The following is a 19,870-nucleotide window of genomic DNA, read 5'->3' on the forward strand; positions in this document are numbered from 1 at the left end:
AACGACAGTGTATTCTATGGGTGGCCGGGTGGGGGAGCGGGCCGGCACCGCACGGATAAAGAGCCCCCGGAGCAGCGGCGGAAGGGTTGGGAGGCCACCGCCACTGCACCACGGGAGCGGCAGCTGCAGACGCCGCTCCCACCTTTAGCCCGCCGAGCGAGTCGCTTCATGCTTCGACAAGCTCAGCACAAACGGAGCGAGGTGCTCAAACCTCTGTCTGCCCTGAGCTTGTCGAAGGGCCAGCCCCCCGCCCCATTGGGTGCGGCGAACCAATCACTCGATCACGCGGTGACGCTTCAGAAAGGTCACCGCATCGGCCAGCAGGCGATCCTGCACGAGCGGTTCGAACTTTCCATGCACCCCGCCGGGGACGACATGGAGTTCGGTCGGCACCTTCGCCCGCTCGAGCGCGGCTTTCAGCGCGATCGATGCGGCGACCGGGACCACCGGGTCGGCATCGCCATGGACGATGAAGACCGGCGGCTGGCCCGGCTTGATGCGGGTGATCGGCGACATGCGGGCGGCCATCGCGGCGCCCGCCTCCCCCTCCCCGACCCATTTGCCGATCGAAGAACTGTTCCACGCGCCGAGCGATTGCGGGCGCAGATCGGTCGGTCCGTAAAAGTCGATCACCGCAGCGGCGCGCGGCGCGGGTCCGCACTCGGTCGGGTCGAGCCCCTCGCTTGCGTCGATAGTGGCGGCCATCAGCGCGAGGTGCGCGCCCGCCGATGTGCCCATCAGCACGATCCGTTTCGGGTCCAGCCCCTCGCGCTCTGCCGAACGCGCGATCCAGCCCATCACGCAGCGGACATCCTCGACCGCAGCGGGTGCGCGGGCCTGTCCCGACAGGCGATATTGCATGCTGACCACCGCAAACCCCGCATCGACAAAACGGCTATAGCCGGTCCAGCCCTTGGGCCGCTCGCCCCGCGCCCATGCCCCGCCATGGATCACCACCAGCACGGGGGTGCGTTTGCCCTTCGCGGTGTTTGGACGGTGAAGGTCGAGGTGCAGCGGGCCGGCTTCGGGAGTGCGATAGACGATCTCGCGCTGGCTGGAGACGGCGGCTGACGACGAAGGCGCGGACTGCGCGCTTGCCACGCTCGGCGCAGCGAGAAGGGACAGGGCGATACTGAACGTGGCAAAGCGTGACATGGACATTCCCGGACTGGAGACGAACATGTTGTGCCGTGCCGACCACCCTGCGCGCAAGACCAGGTGACGGTGCGCGACGACGGCGATAAACGCCCGGCCATGACCAGCCTGTCCGACCTGACCGACGAGTATGAATTCCTCGATGCCGACGACCGCTATCGGCTGTTGATCGACCTCGGCAAGGCGCTGGAGCCGATGCCGGATGCACTGAAGACCGATGCGACATTGGTGCGCGGATGTTCGGCAGCAGTGTGGGTCTATCCGACGGTGCGCGACGACGGTGCGCTCCACTTCCTTGCCGACAGCAATGCCGCGATCACCAAGGGGATCATCGCACTCGTGCTGCTGACGGTGCAGGATCGCAGCCCGGCGGACATCCTCTCGACCGATATCGAAGGGGCACTGGCGCCGTTCGACTTGCGCAACCAGCTGAGTTCCAACCGGACGCAGGGCATTCCGAATATGATCGCGCTGATCCGCTCGACGGCGGAGCGCTACGCCGCGTGAGCCACGGCCAATGGCGGGTCGGTCAAACGACCGTACCCGCCCGGCCTGAGAGACAGTGGCCGGGCGGGCGGTAGTCCCGCCGATGGTTAAAGAGGGAAACAACACCGGCGGGGTGTCGCGCGGGGCCGGGTAAAAACCCGCGCGACGGGGGTCAGATCAGGGCAGCAGCACCGAGTCGACGACGTGGATCACGCCGTTCTTCTGCGCGACATCGGCGATGGTGATGTTGGACGTGCCGCCCTTGGCATCGGTGACGATCCAGCCCGAACCGCGCATCGACAGGGTGATCTTCTCACCCTGGACCGTGGTCAGCTCCAGCTTGCCGCCATTGGCCTTGGCCTTGGCCGCGATATCGCCAGCCATCATCTTGCCGGGCACGACGTGGTAGGTGAGCACTGCGGTCAGCGTGCCCTTGTTCTCCGGCTTCAGCAGCGTGTCGACGGTGCCGGCGGGGAGCTTGGCGAACGCCGCGTTGGTCGGGGCGAACACGGTGAACGGTCCGGGCGACTTGAGCGTGTCGACGAGGCCCGCAGCCTTCACCGCCGCGACCAGCGTGGTGTGATCCTTCGAATTCACGGCGTTATCGACGATATCCTTGGTCGGATACATCGCGGCACCGCCGACCATCTTGTTCTGTCCGGCGATCGCGACCGAACCAGTGGCCAGCGCGGCACCGGCAAGCGCCAGTGCGAAATGCGAGGTACGAAACTTCATAAATCCTCCTGCTTTCGTGGCAGTGCCCGGACCGCTTGGGACCGGGTTGCGCAGGAGATACGGCGGCGGATGCGCGCCGGATGTCAGATGCCGAAAATTTTTCCTGCAGCCACACGCGGGCCGGTCGGCGCGGGGTGCGGCGCGGTCGCACGCGGCTCCATGGTGATGGCCAGCGTCGCGCCATCATGCAGCATCGAGCGATGCCCTTCGGCCACGGTAAGCTGGGTGTCGCCCGCCGGCTGAATCACGCCGAGCGAGCGCGGGATGCCGTCCTCCGGAATGATCCACAGCTCCGGCACGCGCGGGTCGTCGCCCATGTCCTGCGCGACCAGCCGAAGCTGTGCCGTTGATGGATCATAGCGCGCGGCGACCAGTGGCCCCTCCCCCTCACCGCGCAATTGCGCGACGATTGCGGGCTGGGCCGCGATCTGAGTCGGCGGCGGGATGATCGACGGCTCGGGGCCCGGGATGACCAGCATGACCGCGAGCGCGGCAGCGACCGCTCCGGCTGCTGCGGTGCCGAACTGCCACCGCCGCAACTGGCGACGCGGCACCAGGTCGACGACCGGCGCAGGGCCAGTGCCGTCGATCGCGCGCTCGATGCGGCTCCATAATTCGTCCGGGGGCGTTTCTTCGGGCACGTCGAGCGCCATGCCCGCCAGCCGGTCGCGCCATGCCTCAACCTCTTCGGCGAACGCCGCGTCGGTCAGCAGGCGACGGTTGGCCGCAGCCAGCGCGTCGCCCTCCAGCACGCCCAGCGCAAGCTCGGCGGCGAGCAGTTCGCGTTCGTCGGGAAGGTCCATCGGGTCAACCATCGCCCAGGCACGTCCTCAGCTGAAGCAGGCCACGGCGGATCCACGTCTTCATCGTGCCAAGCGGCACCCGGTCCCGCTCCGCCAGCTCGGCATAGGTCAGCCCGCCGAAAAAGGCGGCGCGGATCGCGGAGGAGGCGCGCGCCTCAAGCGCGTCGAGACAGGCGCGCATGCGGCCCTGCTCCTGCGCATCCTCGATCGCGGTATCGGCGGCGGGGGCGTCGTCGGCGATATAGGCCGCGGCCTCGATCGGCGCGGCGGCAGTCGCGGGCCGCGCGCGCAGCCGGTCGATCGCGCTGTTGCGGGCGATGGCGGCAAGCCAGGTGATCGGGCTGGCGCGTTCAGGGTCGAACCGCCCCGCCCGCTGCCACACCTTCACATAGACTTCCTGCACCACGTCCTCCGCTTCCTCCCGGCTTCCGCAGATACGCAGGCAAATGCCGAATAGCTTCGCGCTGGTGAGATTATAGACCTCTGCCAGCGCGGCGCGGTCGCCGCGGCCGACGCAAATCAGCGCATCGGCCAACCGCTTGCGCGCGAGAATTGCGGAGGGCGATGACGGCGTCACGCGGCGAACCGTAGCGAAGCTGTGGTCCGGCGCAAGCGACGACGATCAGGCAAGGCCAAGTTCGTCGGCCACGGCGTCGAGATCGGCCCCGGCCTGCACCAGCAGCCACTCCCGGCTGGCCGCGCCATTGACCACCGTGACCGCACCGCGCGGGCACACGCCGAGGCATTTGACGTCGACGATTCCCGCCGCAGCCTTGCGCCCCTTTTTGAGATGCAGCTGTTTGCGCAGCGCCTTGCCCAGCGACTGCTTGCCCTTTGGCCCGAACCCGCCATCCAGCTTTTTCGAGCATTTGGCGCAGACCAGCACGGCATTCGACCAGTTGGACTGGACGCGCGTCTTCAATCAGGCCGCCATTGCCGCCGCTCTTCGGCAGCGCGCAGCACTTCATAGGCGGTCTGGATCGCCTGAAACCGCTTCGCCGCATCGGCATCGCCGGGGCGGACATCAGGGTGGTTTTCCTTGGCGAGCTTGCGCCACGCCGCGCGCACCGTCTCGAACTCCGCATCTGGATCGAGCTTGAGCACGTCGAGCGCGCGCATCTCGTCGCGCGAGCGGCTGCCATCGCCGGGCCCGGCCCATTCATTGTGGCGGCTTTCGGAGAAATCGCCGGCGTCGCGGCGCTCCTGCGTTTCACGCTCGGCCGCTTCTTCCGCGGTCAGCCCCTCGAAATAATTCCAGTTGCGGTTGTATTCGCCGGCATGCGTTTCGCAAAAATACCAGCGCTCGGGGCTGTTGGGCGATTTGGGCGCGGGGCGGTCGCCCGGCAGCTCGCAGCCATGCCGGTCGCACAGGCGCACCTTCACTGTCTCGCGCTCGCTGCCATAGGCACGCCAGCGGGGGAAGCCCCAGTCCATCGATCGGGTAGAACGCGCCATTCGACGCCAGATAGGGCGCGAATGGCGCGAACGCCACCCCGCCATTTGTTTTCACGCCCCCCGCTTGACGCCCCGCCCGCCCCCCGATAAAGGCGCCGGTTCCGCTCATATGGCCCCTTCGTCTAGCGGTTAGGACGTCGCCCTCTCACGGCGAAAACACGAGTTCGATTCTCGTAGGGGTCACCATCGTCAAGCGAGAAATGGCGAAATTGCGCCATTTCGGACGATCTGGTGAAAGCGGCTCCCACTTTTTGTCCCACACTTTTTCGTAGCTCTAGTGGCATCCATTGGAATGCCCTCGGAACTCGTTGCGATTTCTCGCGGGAATAGGCCTCAGAATAGAAGGCCGTGCGACCGCCTGTGGGCCGGTTGCAGACTGGCGGCTTTGAATCGAACCATAAGGATAGCTGACATTTGCTGCTCAAGTTTGCGAACGAACCAGCGCATTAGGGTTGGACGAACCTTAACATTCTGTCCAAGCAGCGGTAGCAGGTTTCCGCCCGGCAGCTTGGAGACACGTATCGGGCGCCTTCACAAAGTCTCGTCGAGAAGTGAGGTGTGGGCGCTTGAGGGGCATGGGCACGGTGCGCATCTTTGATATCTTTCCCTTCGACCGTGAGCTGGACATGCTCGAGCACAGGCTTCGGGAAACGGTTCATCTGGTCGATGCAGTCATCCTGATCGAAGCGTCGCAGACTTATCGCGGTGAGTCCAAGCCGCTGCATTTTGAGGCAGCCGCCGAACGGTTTAGCTGGGCAAATTCGAAAATTCGCCACTTACGCTTGGGCGACCTTGGCGGGCCGGCAACTACTCCAAAGGAGCGCGCGGCAAGACAGCGCAATGCAGCGGTGCTGGCGCTGCGAGACGCATCTCCCGATGATGTTGTTCTTCTGCTGGATGTGGATGAAATTCCGGATCCTGCGCTGCTCACGCGACTGCGCCGTGAAGGGCTGGCGCGGCCACGTCGGCTGGCGATGACCCGCCATTATGGTTTTGCCGATCGGCTTGCGCCGCGCTCGCCCTGCTGCCCCGATCCGCAGGATCCGTTCCCGCTCGCCACCGGCTTTCTGACCCCAGGAACATGGGATACGCTGGACCATCCATGGTATGGCTATTCTGGCGTAGCGGCCCCCATGAGCGCGCTGAGTAAGGCCTCGCCCTTCGATATCCGCTACGGCACGCCGCTCGATGACCCCATTCTCGCGGCCGGCAGGCATTTCAATGCCGTGGACCCTAGCGCACGCTTGGAAGACAAGCTCGGACGCATGTTCCATGAGGAATTTGACGGGCCGCGAGAGCGATCGCCACACGCGCTTGCGCTCTGCCGTGGGGCAGGCGTGCATCACCGGGGGTGGTGGTACGCGGCAAAACCAAAGGGACCGATACCCAAGGATGTGGCGCGCTTGATCGAACGATTTCCTCAGACCCGCGCGCCCGAACTGCCAGGACGGCTAGAGCGTCGTCTGGTCCGCAGCTGGGCCTGGCTCCGACTACGGAAGTTCGTTCCGGATCTGATCGTGCGGAGGGTGGACGACAGTTTCTCACGAGCCAAAATGGCCATGACCGTGCCTCTGCTTGCGCTGGATGCAGGACGCGCACTCGTCGCCGCGACAATGCGGCTTTGCGGCGCGCGCGTTTCGCTGCGCGTCCGGCCACATCACTGACCGGGGCGCGAGATGTTCGCACTGCTCGTCGGTCCACATGCCGCCGACATGGCCAGCGCCATGGTCGAAGGGATGGAGGGGTTTAGACGTTCAAAGGAAGCACGGGGCCACGCAGCGGCGCTCGTCCGCCCGCCTGATCTGTTGCCCGAAGACCGGTTCGACCCGCAGCCTATCGTTGACGATGGCAGCATCTTTGTTTGCAAAGCGCGGATCGACAGGCGGGCCGATCTCGCCGGGAGGCTGAACCTTGCACCGCAGCGCGCGCGCGTCATGGCAGACTCGCAGCTATTGCATCTCGGCTGGCGTCGTTGGTTCGAAACGTGTGCACAGGAGGTTTCGGGCGACTATTCCTATGCCGCATATGATCCGATCAAAGAATGCGTGCATGCGGCTGTCGATCATTGGGGCGGGGCGGCGGGGCTATTCTGGGCGCGGACGCCTGCCGGTTTGGTCCTGGCGGACAATCTCGCCCTGCTGCTTCGACATCCGGAGGTGGACCGCACCCTAGGCCGCGCCGAACTGGTAGGCTTCACCCAGTCGGGCATCGATCGGGAGTCGACCCCATATCCGGCGATCCGCGCGGTACCCGGCGGACATCGACTGTTTTGGGCAGGCGGCCAGGTCAAGGTCGAGCGTTGGTGGAAGCCGGTCACCACCCCTCGGTTCGGGCAAGACCCGCTTTCCGTGGTCGAGGAAGCGCGCGCGCTTCTCCGCCAAGCGACATGCGAGCGCATGCGGTCGAGCGGCAAGGTCGCCGCCACGCTGAGCGGCGGAATGGACTCGGGGATTGTGACTGCACTGGCCGCATCCGCGCACCCCGATACGCCGATGCTCGCCTATACTGGGGTGCCTGAACCGGGGCTGGAAGTGATCTGCCGTGCTGGCTGGGAAGCGAATGATGGACCTGCCGCCGCGCAGACTGCCGCGCTCTACCCCAATATCGTTCATCGTCTCACCAGCGTCGGCAGCCGCTCCTGGCCTCAGCTGATCAGCCGTATCAATCGCGATAGTGCCCTGCCCGTGCGCGGGTCAGCCAATCTGCTCTGGCTCGATGAAATCTCGCGTCAGGCGCGTGCGGACGGGGCACGCGTCTTGCTGACCGGTCAGCACGGCAACTTCTCACTCAGCCATAGTGGGGATGGTGCTCTTCTGGAGCTTGCCGCGAGGCGCCAGTGGCGGTCCGCGCTTCGCTTGCTGGGCGCCGGGGGCAGCCCGTGGGCACAGGCTAGGATGCTCAAGCGCTACGCGGCGGCGCAATGGCGCCACCGTCCCGGCCGTCCCCCCGCGGCTCCGTCTCAGGACTTTCTGCTGCCGGAAGCACGGGCACTCGCGCAGCCTTCGTTTCTGTTTCGGGATCGCCCGTTCACCCGCGCGAACTGGTTACGCTTCGCGACCGCCGCTCCTCATTACTGGCGCTGCGACGCTGCCGAACGTTGGGGTCTGGACTGGCGAGACCCGACTGCGGACCGACGCTTTCTCGAATGGATATTACAGCTGCCGCTTGCTGCTTTTCGCATGGATGGAAGGGATCGTGGCCTGGCCCGCGAAATTGGTCGCGGCCTCCTGCCCGAACCGGTGCGACTGCGCACGGCACGCGGCGCACAGAGCGCCGATGCTGCTGCATGGATCCGGCGCGATCGCATCGCGTTCGGTCAGCTGCTGGCGGTGATCGCCGGATCTGAGACGGCACGGGCCATGCTGAACCTGCCGCACCTGCAACACTGCTTCGCCCGAATTCTCAGTGACGACGCAGGAGCCAGCGACGTTGCACAGTGGCTGCAGGCACTGACCCTCGGCGATTTTCTTGCGCAGACGGAGCATATCCAATGAAGCTTGTTCCGGCTGCACTACCGGATGCCGACGTGATCCAGGTCGATCATCTGCCCCACGCACTGGACCAGTCCACCCGCGTCGGCCCCTATTCTCAAGTCCGTACTGGAGAGCTGCTGCGCGTGGTTCCCGGCGTAGCGCGTTTCCATGTTCTCGGCGGCGCTCTCAGGATCGCGATCGAGGACGGAGCCGATCTCGAGGCGGTCGATGCACTTCTCCACGGCCCGGTAACCGCGGCGCTGATTTACCAGAAAGGGGACATGCCGCTGCACGGTGCCGCGCTGGTGCCACCGGGGGCGAATTACGCGGTCATCTTCGTGGGCGACAAGGGCGCCGGCAAATCGACGCTCAGCTATGCACTGGTTCAGCAAGGCTGGCAGCTGATCAACGATGACCTCAGCCGGATCGGTTACCCGGATGACCTGCCGATCGTGTACCCGGGGCGTGCGGCAACGCGCTTGTGCGAGGATGCGTGCGAACGTTTCGGGATCTCGACTGCCGCATTGCCGCGTCTGGAAGGCCCCCCGGTGAAATTCCGGCTCCCGGAACCTGCCGGGGCGCGGCTACCGGTTCGGGTTGGCGCGATCGTCGAGATCGCGAGGTCGAGCCTGGTCGGCGCGCTGGAGCCGCTGCACCCGGTCGCCGCCGTCGCGCTGGTGATGCGGCACAGCTATCGACCCGCCTATCTTCAGCCCATGGGGGTTGCGCCGCGACAATTTGAGCTGGCAGCATCGCTGGCACGCGACTGCGCGATCGCGCGCCTCACGCTCGCGGCACCCCCGGAGCAGCTGTCCAACCTATTGACAAAGCGCTATATCCCATGAATTGGATAAGCGTATTACTGTAAGAGGGTTCCACCATGTCGAAGCCGGACAATTGCCGCCGCGTAAAGAAGGTTTGGGTAAAGCCTGTTGTCGAAAAGTCTGATGCGGCAGTCGTCACGCAGAACACCTTCTTCACCGGCTTCAATAACGACGGCACATCGTCTTGCAGTTCCTGAAGACGCGGTAAAGTTCTCGATTCGATCCGGGCTGGCTGGATTTCACGGAAGCTGTGATCGCGATGAGCGTCACAGCTTCGATGTATGATCGCCATCTTCCATGGCGCAGAGCGAATAGCTCAAACTTTTGGTGATATAGTAGACGCCGCCAAGAATGTGGGCGGCGAGTACGGCGACGCGTCCAGCGCGGATCGCGGCCGCGCGCTTTACTATGCGTTTCCGCAGAACGGATAGGTCGTGCCGCAACAGCTCAATACATGTGACGCGTTTTGCCTTGAGGCCGTCATAATAGCGCGCGTCCTTGCCTGCGAACCAGGCGCGGCGCAGAAACGCCCGCAGACCCTGTGGCGGGGGATGGATCGCGCGGGCGCCGGTCGCCTCCAGCAGTTGCACTCCGAATTGCGCCAGGCGCCAGCCCAGCTCGCCGCACTGGCCGCGATAGGTGGGCCGGTCCGGGAACGGCATGGCAGCAAACAGCTTGCTCCGGAACGCGATGTTGTTGGACACGAGCCGGTCGGTTGGCCGCACGACGGACGCGTCCTCCCGTGTATCGAAAATCCAGAACAACGCCATCGCGCGCTCGTAGAAGCGCGTGGTCTCGAAGTGGGTACGGCCGACAACGGCGAGGATTGCAGGATCGGCGAACGGTTCGAGCAGTGCACGCAGCCAGCCCCGCTCCAGCCGGAGATCGGAGTCGACGAAAATCACGATGTCGCGCGTCGATTGGAGAAATCCGAAGTTCTTCTGCTGATAATAGTTCAGGCCGGGCGCAGCTGGCATCAGCCGAACCGCCGCGGACACCTCGCGACCGCCCTGGGTCGAATTGATCAGATCAGCAAGATCGCCTTCGGAAACGTCGGCAGCATCATACGGGATGATGAGCTCAGGCGTGGTCGACCCGAACCATCTCGCGCAATCATCTAGCTCGCACATAATATCCGAGAGAGATTGACGAATGCGCGCTACGGAGGCCTCTCCTCCCGTTTCGAGATCGAGGACGATCGCCGGGGAGATTAATGCCCCCTCCGCTGCCTCAAGCGTCGTGACGCTATAGGCCGGCGGGGTGTTCATGTCGGTTCCAGGCTCACAAGCCCATCGCTTTCCAACTGGCGCAGCAGACCGAGCACTTCGGCCGCGCAGGAATCTGGCTCCACGTCGAACTCTTCGCGAAGCTCATCGCAGATCGATGTGAGTGAGCGCGGCTGCTCGATAAGCGCCCAGACGCGCCGTGCCGTCGGGTTGAAGCTAAAGTAAGCGCCGGCATCGAGATCCAGCCCAACCAAGTCCTCATTCACCATGGCGGTCAGCAATTCGCCGCGCCGCGTCACCAAAAAGTTGGTCATCCGGGTCTCCTGGGGCCCCAATAGCCCTCCTGAAGACTAGAGAAAAGCGCTGGTAGAAGCTTTCATCGTTTCTCGTCAGAGGGAGGGCGAATGCCGGGGCAGCGGGAATGTGCCTCACAATCGAAGGTCATCGACAGCTAGTCAGCCGAAAGCTGAATGACAGCTCGGATCTCGGGCAGAGCGACAGCTGCCATTCGCCTCGCAATCTCCAGCGGCATCCGCAGGCAGCGACGTCGTCCTGGAGTGAGCGAGGAAAGCTTCAGCGCGCTTCAATCGTGTCCACGCAGCAGATAGCGTCGGTGATTCCAGATTCCTGAGCCGCGATTGTTGGTCCAGATTGGTTGGGCCTGAATGGTCGGGTCAGGGACGGGCAAAGTTGTGGGGACGATATATATTTGCTCGACGCGATAGCCGGGAGCGAAGTCGCTGTCCGGTTGATCCATGGCGATTTCGCGCAGAGGCTTGCGAGCTGCCGGCGAGAAGACAACCAGTTTCGGGTAGTCTCGCGGCGCCAAAGTGACTCGCGCGTTCGAGGTCTCAATGGCCTCCCACAGTGGCCTGGTCTCACCTCGGGTAAAGGTCCGCGATAGCGCCGGATTGACCGTTCCGTGTCTGGCTCCGAACCATGGCAGTCCGAACTGTGTCGCTTCGTCGACAAGGAGGACGTACAAGACACGATCGTCGCCCAACGGGAGAGCAACCGCCTCCCCGCGCGTCTGGAAATAGACCGGTGACGTTCCCATCATCGGTAGCTTCCTCCCCATGATGGTCTCGATCACCGTACTCGATGAGCGCCGCCCCGTCGGCGTATCTACGTCGACCACTAATCGGTATCGACGAACTTCGGGCCGAAAGTGCCAGACGCTGACCAGAAGTATCAGCACGGCGGCGACCGCTATGAAGCTCCACATCTTTCGCACGGGTTCCCTCGGATCAAATTGGATGATCACATCCGCGATGATGTGCCATTATATATATAACCGGGCGCAGTTCCATTAACGAGCAAGGCCGTAATCCGCTGATCTTCCTGTCGCCTTTTCTTGGCGCGGCCTCGATACCGATCGACTCTCTTTCCTCCGGGCGACCATTTCGAGATCGCTACGGCCGCGGCCAGTTCCAAGATTAGCCATGGAACGCCCGATTGCAGGTGGCCGATCCGGTTTCTCGAGGAAATAGGCCCTCTGTATCGGATCCATGTGACGCGCCACGCCTGCGATCTGGCACTGTGTCGATATAAATGGTCCCGAGCTGAACGTCCGCATTCGGAAGCGGTGTCGATAGCGCTGAACGACCAAATTTGGGGCGCTTTGCAGACTGGCGGCTTTAAGTCGCGCGAATGCGAATGGCCGCCGTTTTAGTGTATACGAACAACCAGTCGCTAGCGACCCCATTGCGGACGTTTCTGTGCACGTCCCCAGCACGTACGCGGGCGGGAACTGCTATGTGGCACCACCCGTTGCCGTGGTCGCGGTCTACCGAGTGAACGCCCAACGCTTCGCACCATCTGACAGCGCGATGCCGTTGGAGAGCTTCTGGACCGTGTAGGTCTCCGTAGACGAACCCAGTTTCGTCTCACCACTGCGGCCGCAGCTTGTCGTGAAGCGCTCGATGCCGCCGCTGATCGCGAGACTGAGGTTTGCGCCGGTCTGATCCACGCGCCCGTGCTTCTCCTGGGTCGTCGTGATCGTGCAGCCCTGCTTCTCCGCATGGCGTCGCGTGATCGTCCATGCGAACCGGCCATTGGGTTCGATGGCCAGCGTCATGCTTCTGGCGACGGCCATCATCACCGGCTCAGTGACGATCGTGGTGCGCGTCATCGAACCATAGCCGACAGTGCCACCCAGGCTGGTACCGGCGGTCACCCCGACGTTGGGAACGAGCTTGATGCGTGGGACAAGCACCAGTTCCTTGCCGTTGCTCTTCTGCGCCCAACGGCCGGCGATGCCGAGCGTGGGTGGCGACGAGAGCAAGGCGGCCCCGGAAAGCGCGACGAGACAAAGGAGTTTCATCGAGATATCTCCTGCTGGGTCAGAACACGCCGACCCAGCTGTCGCTGGCGGCAAACTGGTTGGACTTGCCCCAGCACATCAGGCCGGGTCGCTCGGCGCTCTTGCCGTCCTTGACGAGGCGATAGGTCATCTTACGACAGCGAAAGCCGTTGACCGCTTCTTCGCTGTCGATGCTCAGCGATCCGGCGAAGCCGTTGGCGGTCCAGCGATGGACATGTCCGATCGGCAGGCGCGACAGGCGGGTCTCGGCACCATTATGCTTGCCGTCAAATTCATCGCGCGGCCAGCTTGGCCAGCCGGAATAGGCAAAGCCGCCCTCGCATCCGGTGCAGCGGACCTTGCCGAACTCGGTATAGGCGTCCTTGGCGGTGCGCCATTCCGCCGGGATTTCCATGCGGCTGGGATATTGTTTGTCGCTCTCCGCCTGCTGGCGCGCGGCGCGCTGAGTCGCGGTTTCAGGTGCCGGGCGTGCCGCGCTCGCCGGCTGGGATGGCGCAGCAACCGCTTGGGGCTCAGGCTTTTCGGAAGCCTTGCACCCGGCGACCGTGGCCGCCTCTTTTGCGCGCTGCTCGGCACCCGTTTGGGCGGTGTCCTTGATATCCGTGCCGAGGTTGCGCTGGCCGCGCGCCGCACCCTGAAGACGCGTGAGCAGGCCCCCGGCGCCCTCGGCACCGAACAGGCTGGGTCGCCGCTTCTTGGCCCGTGCGGCGCAATCGGACTGGGCCTGTGCAGGCTGGGGCATAGCGAGGCCCGTCGCGAGCAACAGGCCGACGGCGAACGGCATCGGAAAAGCGGTTTTCATGATCGTCTCCTGAAATCAAATGACGGGGATCAGCGGGCGTCGGACCAGCTCGACAACAGCACATTGCGTTCGCTCTCGCCGCTGTTGTGCAGCCTGAGCGTCCAGCTGCCGCGCGCGACGGGGCGGTCGACGAACAGCGACCGGAAGGGCTGGCTGGCTTCGGGCGTCGCGGTCAGATTGGTGGCCGCGACGGCACCCGTGTCGTCGACCAGCGTCGCCGACACGGCGCTCGCTGCGACCAGGGTAATGCCGAGGTTGCGGGCCTCTTTCACCGGCATCGCGATGTCGATCGTCTGGCGCGGCGCGAGCGTCACCATCTTGGCGAAATCGGGCTTGTCCGCAGCCTCAGGCGCGTCGTCGAGGGTCAGCATGATCCGATCAGGCGTTCGCGCCCTGCCGCCCTCCGCACCCTGTGCCTTCGGCCCCTTCGCAAGCCGCGGCTTGACAAAGGACGAGAAAGGCCCGGTATCGGTAAGATCGGTGTGGATCAGCTTCTGCTCTTCGGCGTCGGCGATCTCCCAGCGGGCGGACGGCACCGTCACCACACCGTCATTCCAACCGATCGTCTTGCACATCGTCGGCAGCGGACTGCCGGCGAGAACCGAGAATTCGACGCCCTTGCGTTCGACATGTTCGGCGTTGAATTTCGCGACCGAATCCTGCCGCAACTCGCGCAAGGCATCCATCTGCTCGCCCAGCAGATCCAGCGTACCGCTGAGGACATCGGCGCAGGGGCTGCCCATATTGGGCGTACCAAGCATGATCAGGCGCGACACCTGCGGCTTGCCATCGGCATAGCTCGGCATCATCGCATGGATGTAGCGGCGGCTGATCAGCCCGCCCATCGAATGCGCGACGAGGTCGATGTGCCAGGCGTTGCGATCCTTCTGCGCATATTCGACATATTTGGCGAGCTCGAACGCGTTCTGCGCGATCGTGTTTGTCGGGCCGAAATTGCCGGGCTCCTCGCCGGTGTTCATCCGGCCATGCTCCGGCTTTTCCCCGACCGGGAACGCCCTCCAGTCATAGCTGTGGGTGGTGGTCAGCATGTTCTGCCACGACGCCCAGGCACCCCAGTTCGACCACAGGCCATGGACGAGGACGAGCGGCCGCGGCGCGACCTTCAGATTCTTCGTCTGCTCGTCGACCTTCTTGCCCTTGTCCTCCAGCTCGGCGCGGATACGCTGGAGCAGGCGCGGGCGGCCATCGTCGTACCAGGCATAACCGGAGCTATCCCAGTCGAACCTGACCTCGCGCTCTTGCCCGGCGGGAATGACGACCGACAGTTCGTCCATCGCACTGTCCGGCTTCGCGCCATCCCATTTGTCGCCCTTGTAGGTTTCCTTCAGCTTGACCGTCGCCGACTGTTCCTGGTCGCCGTCATTGGCGACAATCGCGGTGATCCGGACGCGGTTGCCGTCGATCGTTCCGCGCTGATCGCTGATCTCCTGCCAGTCGTTCCAGCGCGGGAATTTCATGTCTTCGAACTTCAGGTCGACCAGCCGCAGTTTCGGGCCGCAGCGGCGCAGGTTCCAGCTCAGCCGTTCGGTGACGCCCAGCCAGGTCTTCACGAAACTGCCAGTCAGACGATTGGGGTCTGACGGATGAATCCGGTCACTTCCCTCCGATCCGAAGCTGACCGGATCGATCGAATACGGCGTTTTGGGCAGCGTATCGCTGGACCCCGGCTTGGTAACGCACTGTCCGCTGAAGCTCGACGATTGCGAGCCCGACGCGGTGCCATCCAGCTGCGGCAAACGCACGCTGACCGTATAGCTATCGTCGGAATCGAGCGTGACGTTGACCTCGGCCTCCAGTCCGCTGCCGTTGGCGCTGATGACGCTTTTCGACACGGACGTGCCCGACACCTGCCGCCGTTCATAGGTGTGCCGACACACATCCTCGTCCGTCGTCCTGACCGTTTCGGACGCTGTCTGGGACATGCTGATATTCGCCCTTGCCGCACTGCTGCCTGGGTCGGCGGTCGGGCGCACGGCGACCTGCGCGGCGTAGTCGTACGTCATCGACGCGGTGGTGGTTGCGTTGCCCTTGCCCGACAGCTTCGGGACGGTCTTGCTGTCATTGGTTTGCTGGGTACGCGAATAGTGAACCGACCCGGCCCAGCCGCTGGCGCACTGCGCCGCAATCGCCGGAGTCGCTGCACCCGAGAGAATGACCCCCAGCGTCAGAGCCGGGCAACTGCGCAGCGCGATCATGCGGTCCTCCACTTGCGGCAAATGCCGTGGAGGCAGGGGTTACCGATCGGGCCCGGCGTCGGCAGCGCGGGTGCTTCGGAGGCCGCCCTTGCCGCGACCGGTCAGGCGGGGGACGACGAAACCCGATCTGCCGTCGACAAATCGCGACGCTGGCGGTGCTTCAGGACAGGTCTAGGCGGGCGAGCACCGCCTTCACGTAACTCGGTCCGACCTGCACCACCGCGCCGTCGCGCATTTCGAGCGCAATCAGCCCCTTGCCGAGCCTCTGAACACCCTGAACCAGCGCCGCACGGATGAAGGTCGACCGGTGCACCCGCATCAGGTCCTTGGGGTCGAAGAGCTTTTCCAGCGCCGCCATCGAGATGCGGTGGATGTAGCTGCGCGTCGCGGTATGAAAAAGCACATAGTCGCGCGCCGCTTCGACCCATTCGATCTGCGCGATGGGGAGGCGCAGATTGCCGCTTGCGACCTGTACCCAGATCGCATCCTCGCGCGTTTCTGGCTCCGGCAGGGCCGCCAGACGATCGGCGGCATCGCGCATCGCACGTCGCCGCCGCGCCCGTTCGACCGCCTGGCGCAGCCGATCGAACCGCACCGGCTTTAGCAGATAGTCTGCGGCGTCCACCTCGAAGGCATCGGGCGCATATTGTTCGAACGCGGTGACAAAGATGATCTCCGGCCGTGGCTCGACCGCCAGATCCGCGGCGACGCGGATTCCGCTCTTTTTGGGCATCGAGATGTCGAGGATGACCAACTCAGGCGCCAGTGCCGCAATCCGCTCCTCCGCTTGCTCGCCGGTCGTGGCGGTGCCGACGACCTCAACGGCGTCGATATCGCCGAACAGCGACTCCAGCCGCCGCAGCGCCAGCGGCTCGTCATCAACGAGCAGGACCCTTAGCGACGTCATGCATCATCCTCCCCATTGCGGAGAACCAGCGGCAGGCGCACCCGCGCAATGAACCCGCGCGTACCAGGTCCAGCGTCGAGGCGGCCCGTTGCGCCGAACAGCGTGTCGAGGCGTCGGCGGATATTGGCGAGCCCAACCCCCGTGCCGGGACGCACATCGCTTCCACCCGTGCCATCATCCTCGACCGACAGGATAAGCGTGCCGCCCTGCGTTTCCGCCGCCACCCGGATGGTCACCGGCTCCGCTGACGGGGCGAGCGCGTATTTGATCGCATTCTCGACCAGGGGCTGAAGCACAAATCCCGGCACCAGCGCGCGGTTGAGTTCGGGGGGACATTCAAACTCGACGGCGAGTCGATCGCCGAAGCGTGCGCTCTCGATCTCCAGATAATGCTGCAGCGTGGCCAGCTCATCCTCCAGCGGAAGCATCGCGTCGGGCTCCGACGACAGCGTCGCGCGAAGGAAGTCGGACAGGCGCGTCAGCATGATATCGGCCGCATCGTAATCGCGCGTCACGATCAGCGACGAGATTGCGTTGAGAGTGTTGAACAGGAAATGCGGGTTGAGCTGATAGCGCAATGCGGCAAGGCTGGCGGCATTGGCCGCGGCCTCGGCGCGACTGGTCGCCTCGCGCGCGACCGCCAGCTCCAGCTCACGCTCGCGGGTCAGTTTGTTCGCCTCGATCACTGTAAACGCCGCGCCGAGCAGCGCGAACTGCCAAACCAGCGCGACAAAATTATTGGTCGCGCGCAACGCGAACGGCGCCGAGGGCATCGGCGACACAACCAACCGCCCCATCCATTCGCCAGTCGCCGCGTCGATCAGCGCGAGCACGCCCGATGCGAGGAATGCCGACGCGATCATCGCGGTCAGCCGGATCACCGTGTTGCGATGGCGGGTCGCGCGCACGGCCCAATAGACGCCAGCCGAAAACAGGATTCCCATGGCGCAGATGTTGATCACCGAGACCACGACGTAGAGGCTGGCGCCGCTGAAGATGTGATACGGGATCAAATAGAGGATCGCCGACAGGATCCACGTCGCGAGGACCAGCGAGAGCGTCTGGCGATGTTCGGTGTTCAGCTTCATCCTGGCCCCACGGATAATCCGTCGGGACATTAGCCGAAACGGGCACGCGATGCGCCGGCCTTCGTCGCACGCTGATCGGCCTTCGTCGACCGTTCCAGGCCCCGCCGTACGACGATCGATGCTGGTCGCGAAGTCGTGGCGGCATCGATCCATCGATCCTAGCCCGGCTCCTGTTCGCGGCATCTCGCCGCCAGGAGGATTGATGATGGCACATCCTGTTCGCCGCATCCGCGTGGCGTCGCTGGGCCTGTTCGGCCTGCTCGCTGCCGCCCAAGCCTATGCCTATGCGAATGAAGCCCCCACTTCGGTGGCGTTCGCGGCGCAGCGTACACTTGAGGTCCTACCCTCGGGGCACCCGGTGGTTCTGGTCGGACTCAATGACTTGGCGCCAAAGCGGTTCGTGCTCGATACGGCCGCAAGCATCACCACGATCATGCCAAAGCTGCGCGCGGACATGCCCGACATGGTGGCCAAGTCGGACGGTCCACCGCTTCAGGCGGCGGGCGGATCGACCGCCGTCGAGACGACGATCATCGATCGCCTCCACGTCGCGGGTCGAACCTTCCGCAAACGCGAATTGCTGCTGCTCCCGCCCGGGCCGACCGACAAGCTCGGCACCGATGGCATTCTCGGCGCGGACATCGTCGCGAATTTCGTGGTCGAGATGGACATGCCCGCCGGCCGGTGGCGGATGACCGACAGGATCGAACCGAGCATGCTCGATGGGATCGCTGGATCGGTACCCTTTGTCCTGGACGACCAGCGCGCACCGCGGCTGAGCGTGCGCGTCAACGGAGTGGACATGCCCGCAATTCTCGACACGGGCGCACGCGGCACGATCCTCAACTGGGCGGCCGCCCGGGCGATCGGCGTGTCGCCGGACAGCCCAGGCGTGGTCAAGGCGAGCGACATCAAGGGTGCCAGCAGCCACGCCACCGCAAGCGTCGAGACACCGCTGGCCGAACTCGCCATCGGCCCGGTCAACATCGCGTCCCCAAAGGTCCGTGTCGCCGATCTCTCGGTCTTCAAGGTGCTCGGCTTCACGCTGGAACAGCCCGCGGTGATCCTCGGCATCGATATGTTCGCCGACCGCCGTTTCGTGATCGATCACCTCGGCCTGTGCCTGCACATCGCGCCGCCCGCGCGCGTCACGGCTTCCTGACACCAGAATAGGCAGACCCGACATGAAGATCATTCTGACCACCGGCACCGCGCTGGGCGCGGCCGCGATCGCCTGCACCGCTGTCGCGCAACAGGCCCCAAAGCCCAAGATCGAGGCAGTCTATTGGCTGTCCGCCGAAACCACCTCCGGCATGGCGACCGGCCAGCCGAACGGCGTCGAGAAGAATCTCACGCTCCAGCTCGGCTCCAGCCGCAGCCAGCCCGCACCGAGCGCCGCGCACCTGCCGCCTCAGGCACTGAAGGCAGGCGACCGGCTGCCGCTGATCACGCCCAAGGGCGTCGCGGAGAAGCCGGACGCTCCAACCGACTTTCGCCCCGGCATGGGTGACGGTCCCAAGGGTCGTATCGAACTCTATTGGGGATGCGGTGAGGCTGCCCCGGCGGGGCAGCCCTTCGTGGTCGATCTGTCCAAAATCCGTCCCGGTGGCCCTTCGCCGTTCGGTGCAGTCCCGCAAGTCAACGCGATGACCTCGCCGTCGCAGGGGCGGCACGCCACCTATGGCGAGTGGCCCAACGGGCGCAAGGGAACGCGGGTGCCGCGCGATGCCTCGCTTGCCGGCGCACATGTCGTTCAGGGGAATTACGCGCCCGAGATGCGCTTCACCATCGGTAACGGCGCGGACTTCCTTGGCCCGTTGACGCCCAAGCACAGCGCGCAGTCCTCGGGCGCGGTGCTGGTCAGTTGGCCCGCCCTCGCCAATGCACGCGGCACGATCCTGACGGTAGTCGCGGCGCGCGAGGACGGAACGACGGTGATGTGGTCGTCGAGCGCGGTGCGGATGCCCGGCATGTCGCTCCCCGATTATCTGGCGGAGGGTGAGGCGGCACGGCTCGTGCAGCAACGCATTCTGCTCGCGCCGCAGACGACCCAATGCGCGGTCCCCGCAGCAGTGGCGAAGGCGTCCGAGTCCGCCATGCTGATGATGACCACCTATGGCGCGGAGGCGAACTATGGCTCGCCCAAGGACGCGCCGCAAGGCTGGGCAGTCAAGCTGCGGACCAAGGCAACGCATATGAGCATGCTGGGCGTCGATATCGCCGCGATGATGCGCGGCGACGCTGACGACGCAGATTCCCCCGACCCAGCACCCGAGGAAGAAGCCAGGCCAAAGAAGAAGCGCGGACTGCTGCGTGGCGTCATCGGCGGCGCGCTCGGCATTCCGGGCTGAAGCCCGCCCCAACGCATCACATCAGG

At 64.7% G+C, this 19,870-nt stretch carries 20 protein-coding genes and 1 tRNA gene; 7 read left to right on the plus strand and 14 right to left on the minus strand.

Annotation, left to right across the window (positions count from 1 at the left end):
* Positions 1-273 precede the first annotated feature (273 nt).
* Complete coding sequence (locus tag VGN66_RS00005; protein WP_327516822.1) at positions 274-1,155, minus strand: alpha/beta hydrolase; 882 nt, start codon at positions 1,153-1,155, stop codon at positions 274-276.
* A 99-nt stretch (positions 1,156-1,254) separates the two neighbouring features.
* Between VGN66_RS00005 and VGN66_RS00010 the strand changes: the two genes are divergently transcribed.
* A complete protein-coding gene (locus VGN66_RS00010) occupies positions 1,255-1,662 on the plus strand; it encodes a SufE family protein (protein ID WP_327516823.1) in 408 nt (135 codons plus the stop codon).
* A gap of 156 nt (positions 1,663-1,818) precedes the next feature.
* Here the strand turns inward: VGN66_RS00010 and VGN66_RS00015 are convergent, their stop codons facing one another.
* The 5 genes from VGN66_RS00015 to VGN66_RS00035 all read right to left on the minus strand — a co-directional run bounded on the left by VGN66_RS00015 (position 1,819) and on the right by VGN66_RS00035 (position 4,634).
* Entirely contained in the window at positions 1,819-2,376 is a 558-nt protein-coding gene (locus VGN66_RS00015) for a fasciclin domain-containing protein (protein ID WP_327516824.1), read from the minus strand.
* Positions 2,377-2,459: 83 nt separating this feature from the next.
* Positions 2,460-3,179 carry an anti-sigma factor gene (locus VGN66_RS00020; RefSeq protein ID WP_327516825.1) on the minus strand — a complete coding sequence of 240 codons (720 nt, stop codon included), beginning with the start codon at positions 3,177-3,179 and terminating at the stop codon, positions 2,460-2,462.
* A 4-nt stretch (positions 3,180-3,183) separates the two neighbouring features.
* Entirely contained in the window at positions 3,184-3,756 is a 573-nt protein-coding gene (locus tag VGN66_RS00025; RefSeq protein WP_327516826.1) for a sigma-70 family RNA polymerase sigma factor, read from the minus strand.
* A gap of 45 nt (positions 3,757-3,801) precedes the next feature.
* The gene (locus VGN66_RS00030) at positions 3,802-4,101 is read right to left on the minus strand and encodes a (2Fe-2S) ferredoxin domain-containing protein (protein ID WP_327516827.1); all 300 of its coding nucleotides are present in this window, start codon (positions 4,099-4,101) and stop codon (positions 3,802-3,804) included.
* Complete coding sequence (locus tag VGN66_RS00035) at positions 4,098-4,634, minus strand: J domain-containing protein (RefSeq protein ID WP_327516828.1); 537 nt, start codon at positions 4,632-4,634, stop codon at positions 4,098-4,100. Before VGN66_RS00035 ends, VGN66_RS00030 begins: the two co-directional genes overlap by 4 nt.
* Before the next feature lie 111 nt (positions 4,635-4,745).
* On the opposite strand from VGN66_RS00035, the gene VGN66_RS00040 reads away from it, so the two are divergent.
* From VGN66_RS00040 to VGN66_RS00055, 4 genes are all read left to right on the plus strand, one after another.
* A tRNA-Glu gene (locus tag VGN66_RS00040) sits at positions 4,746-4,820 on the plus strand.
* 389 nt (positions 4,821-5,209) lie between these two features.
* On the plus strand, positions 5,210-6,298 hold the full coding sequence (locus tag VGN66_RS00045; RefSeq protein ID WP_327516829.1) for a hypothetical protein: 1,089 nt from the start codon (positions 5,210-5,212) through the stop codon (positions 6,296-6,298).
* A 12-nt stretch (positions 6,299-6,310) separates the two neighbouring features.
* A complete protein-coding gene (locus VGN66_RS00050; RefSeq protein ID WP_327516830.1) occupies positions 6,311-8,128 on the plus strand; it encodes an asparagine synthase-related protein in 1,818 nt (605 codons plus the stop codon).
* Positions 8,125-8,952, plus strand: a complete 828-nt coding sequence (locus tag VGN66_RS00055; RefSeq protein ID WP_327516831.1) for a hypothetical protein — start codon at positions 8,125-8,127, stop codon at positions 8,950-8,952. The genes VGN66_RS00050 and VGN66_RS00055 overlap by 4 nt, the downstream gene beginning before the upstream one ends.
* Positions 8,953-9,197: 245 nt before the next feature.
* Here the strand turns inward: VGN66_RS00055 and VGN66_RS00060 are convergent, their stop codons facing one another.
* The 8 genes from VGN66_RS00060 to VGN66_RS00095 all read right to left on the minus strand — a co-directional run bounded on the left by VGN66_RS00060 (position 9,198) and on the right by VGN66_RS00095 (position 17,493).
* Entirely contained in the window at positions 9,198-10,199 is a 1,002-nt protein-coding gene (locus VGN66_RS00060) for a glycosyltransferase (RefSeq protein WP_327516832.1), read from the minus strand.
* Positions 10,196-10,471: a PqqD family protein gene (locus VGN66_RS00065; RefSeq protein WP_327516833.1), complete on the minus strand. Its 276-nt coding sequence runs from the start codon at positions 10,469-10,471 to the stop codon at positions 10,196-10,198. Before VGN66_RS00065 ends, VGN66_RS00060 begins: the two co-directional genes overlap by 4 nt.
* A 269-nt stretch (positions 10,472-10,740) precedes the next feature.
* Positions 10,741-11,250: a hypothetical protein gene (locus VGN66_RS00070; RefSeq protein ID WP_327516834.1), complete on the minus strand. Its 510-nt coding sequence runs from the start codon at positions 11,248-11,250 to the stop codon at positions 10,741-10,743.
* A gap of 693 nt (positions 11,251-11,943) precedes the next feature.
* Positions 11,944-12,480, minus strand: a complete 537-nt coding sequence (locus VGN66_RS00075) for a hypothetical protein (RefSeq protein ID WP_327516835.1) — start codon at positions 12,478-12,480, stop codon at positions 11,944-11,946.
* Between the two features lie 19 nt (positions 12,481-12,499).
* Entirely contained in the window at positions 12,500-13,282 is a 783-nt protein-coding gene (locus tag VGN66_RS00080; RefSeq protein WP_327516836.1) for a hypothetical protein, read from the minus strand.
* Positions 13,283-13,311: 29 nt separating this feature from the next.
* Positions 13,312-15,498 (minus strand): esterase/lipase family protein, encoded by a 2,187-nt coding sequence (locus VGN66_RS00085; protein ID WP_327516837.1) that lies wholly within the window; start codon positions 15,496-15,498, stop codon positions 13,312-13,314.
* Between the two features lie 160 nt (positions 15,499-15,658).
* Positions 15,659-16,405, minus strand: coding sequence for a LytTR family DNA-binding domain-containing protein (locus VGN66_RS00090; RefSeq protein ID WP_327516838.1), 747 nt, complete (start codon positions 16,403-16,405; stop codon positions 15,659-15,661).
* Positions 16,402-17,493 (minus strand): sensor histidine kinase, encoded by a 1,092-nt coding sequence (locus VGN66_RS00095; protein ID WP_327516839.1) that lies wholly within the window; start codon positions 17,491-17,493, stop codon positions 16,402-16,404. Before VGN66_RS00095 ends, VGN66_RS00090 begins: the two co-directional genes overlap by 4 nt.
* A 205-nt stretch (positions 17,494-17,698) precedes the next feature.
* Between VGN66_RS00095 and VGN66_RS00100 the strand changes: the two genes are divergently transcribed.
* Together VGN66_RS00100 and VGN66_RS00105 are read left to right on the plus strand one after the other, a co-directional pair.
* Positions 17,699-18,655, plus strand: a complete 957-nt coding sequence (locus tag VGN66_RS00100; protein WP_327516840.1) for a pepsin/retropepsin-like aspartic protease family protein — start codon at positions 17,699-17,701, stop codon at positions 18,653-18,655.
* Positions 18,656-18,677: 22 nt separating this feature from the next.
* Positions 18,678-19,844, plus strand: a complete 1,167-nt coding sequence (locus VGN66_RS00105; RefSeq protein WP_327516841.1) for a hypothetical protein — start codon at positions 18,678-18,680, stop codon at positions 19,842-19,844.
* Positions 19,845-19,870 lie beyond the last annotated feature (26 nt).

The sequence above is a fragment of the Sphingomonas sp. genome (genome assembly GCF_035998645.1).
In the GTDB taxonomy this organism is placed as follows: domain Bacteria; phylum Pseudomonadota; class Alphaproteobacteria; order Sphingomonadales; family Sphingomonadaceae; genus Sphingomonas.